The organism is Rhizomicrobium sp. (assembly GCF_056722145.1).
In genome coordinates, this window is record NZ_JBWZET010000278.1 from 1 (window position 1) to 2,330 (window position 2,330).

The 2,330-nt window shown below is 63.3% G+C and carries 3 protein-coding genes; 1 reads left to right on the forward strand and 2 read right to left on the reverse strand.

Annotated features, from left to right (window positions below; all coding sequences use genetic code 11):
- The coding region (gene trpA, locus AC1P6P_RS14570; protein ID WP_481403166.1) for a tryptophan synthase subunit alpha at positions 1–774 on the reverse strand (774 nt) is incomplete at its 3' end.
- Between the two features lie 52 nt (positions 775–826).
- Positions 827–2,041, reverse strand: a complete 1,215-nt coding sequence (trpB, locus tag AC1P6P_RS14575) for a tryptophan synthase subunit beta (RefSeq protein WP_481403167.1) — start codon at positions 2,039–2,041, stop codon at positions 827–829.
- Between the two features lie 133 nt (positions 2,042–2,174).
- On the opposite strand from trpB, the gene AC1P6P_RS14580 reads away from it, so the two are divergent.
- The coding region (locus AC1P6P_RS14580) for a transposase (RefSeq protein ID WP_481403168.1) at positions 2,175–2,330 on the forward strand (156 nt) is incomplete at its 3' end.

Here is a 2,330-nt window from a genome sequence, read left to right on the forward strand (position 1 = left end):
GGGCAAGCGCAGGCCCTTGATAAATCGAGACACCGCGTGGGCCGCAGCTTCCTCGCCTTCAGCGGCGGAAGTGCGCTCCACAAGCTCGACAATCGCGCTGCCAATCACCGCGGCATCCGCAAACTCCGCCACCTGCGCGACGTGTTCGCTATTCGAGATGCCGAACCCCACGGCCACCGGCAGCCGGCTCCATCGCCTGATGCGCGCCACCAGAGACTCGGCGTCGCCGGTCAGGCTCTGCTGCGTGCCCGTGATGCCCACGCGCGAGATGGCGTAAATGAAACCCTTTGAGTGCGCGGCGATGGCCTCTAGCCGTTCATCGGGACTGGTGGGCGCGGCCAGAAAGATCGGCGCAAGCTCCACGCGCGCCATCTCGGCCAGATACTCGCCAGCCTCCTCGACGATCATGTCGGTCACCAGCACGGCATCGGAGCCGGCAGCCTTGGCGGCATCGGCAAAAATGCGCAATCCAAAACGCAAAATCGGATTCAGATAAGTGAAGATCACCAGGCCAGCCTCGGGCCTCGCCGCGCGAATCTCCGCGGCCAGCGCGATCACATCTTTGAGGCTCACGCCGCGCGCGACCGCCCGCTCCATTGCTCGCTGGATCACCGGCCCATCGGCCAGCGGATCGCTGAAGGGCACGCCCAACTCGATCACATCCGCCCCGGCGTCGATGGCCGCAATGGCGATGGCGCGCGTGGCATCGAGGCTGGGATCGCCCGCCGTCAGATAAACCACCAGGCCCGGTTTGTGATCAAATCGTATCGCCATCGCTTCTGGTTCTGTCTGTTCCCTAGTCCCTAGTCCCTCAGTCCCTCAGTCCCTAAGTCCCTAGCTTCAACTCCCGCGCCAGGATTCCCATATCCTTGTCGCCGCGTCCTGAGAGGTTCACCACCAGTATTTCATGGGCCGCCATCGCCGGTGCAATCTTGAGCGCCTCGGCCACGGCATGCGCGCTTTCAAGCGCCGGCAAAATCCCTTCCGTCCGCGCCAGCTTCACCACCGCGTCCAGAGCCGCCGCATCATCTTGCGCGACATATTCAGCCCGCCCCGAGTCGTGCAGCGCCGCATGCTCCGGGCCGATCGAGGCATAGTCGAGCCCCGCCGAGACCGAGTGTGTGAGCGCGATCTGCCCATTCTCATCCTGCAGAACATACGAATAGGTCCCCTGCAACACGCCCGGCTCTCCGCCGCGAAAACGCGCCGCGTGTTGGCCAAGCTCGGTGCCGCATCCGCCGGCCTCGACGCCGATCAGTCGAACCTCGCGGTCGGGGATAAACGCATGAAACGCGCCGATGGCGTTCGATCCACCGCCGACGCATGCGACCACTGCGTTGGGCAGCCTCCCTTCTTTTTCCAGGACTTGCTCTTTGATCTCGCGACCGATCACAAGCTGGAAGTCGCGCACCATCGTCGGATAAGGATGCGCGCCCAGCGCCGAGCCGAGCAGATAATAGGTCGTCCTGACGTTGGTGACCCAGTCGCGCATCGCCTCGCTGATGGCGTCTTTGAGCGTCTTCGACCCCGACGAAACCCCTCGCACCTCCGCGCCGAGCAGTCGCATGCGAAGCACATTCAACTCCTGGCGCTCCATGTCCACATCGCCCATGTAGACCACGCATTCCAGGCCCAGCAGCGCGCAGACTGTCGCCGTGGCCACGCCGTGCTGCCCCGCGCCGGTCTCGGCGATCACGCGCTTTTTGCCCATGCGTTTGGCGAGCAGGCCCTGGCCAAGCGCGTTGTTGATCTTGTGCGCGCCGGTGTGCAGCAGGTCTTCGCGCTTGAGGTAGATTTTTGCCCCGCCCAACTGCTCCGTCAGCCGTTTGCAATAGTAGAGAGGCGTCGGCCGCCCGGCATAGTCCTTGAGCAGCGCGCCCAGTTCGGCCTGAAACGCGGCATCGGCTCTGGCCAGATCGTATTCGCGCTCGAGCTCGACCAGCGCCGCCATCAGCGTCTCGGGCACGTAGCGCCCGCCATAAACGCCAAACCGCCCCGCCCGCGATTCGGATGGTGCTGCCGGTAAAATGATCGATGCCATAGGGGGCCTCCTCGGTGTCTCCGTTAAAAGAAACGAAAGGAACCCTCTAGTTTACTAGAGCGTGTTTCATAAATGGGTTCGGCCTCAAGCGAGGTACTTACTTTTGAGGCGGTTGGAGTGTTGAGCTTCTGCTATGAAGAACCGGCAGAAGCTGCTAACCGTGGAGCAATGGGATCTGATTGCGCCGTTGTTGCCCGAGCCGAAACGTCGACGGGACCATCGCGGCCGGCCATGGACGCCGAATCGCGCCTGCCTGGAGGGCATTCTGTGGATACTGCAAACCGGGGCG

What these genes read in the sequence shown, in the direction of transcription:
- trpB (WP_481403167.1), bottom strand. Translation starts at nt 2,041, where the DNA reads ATGGCATCGATCATTTTACCGGCAGCACCATCCGAATCGCGGGCGGGG.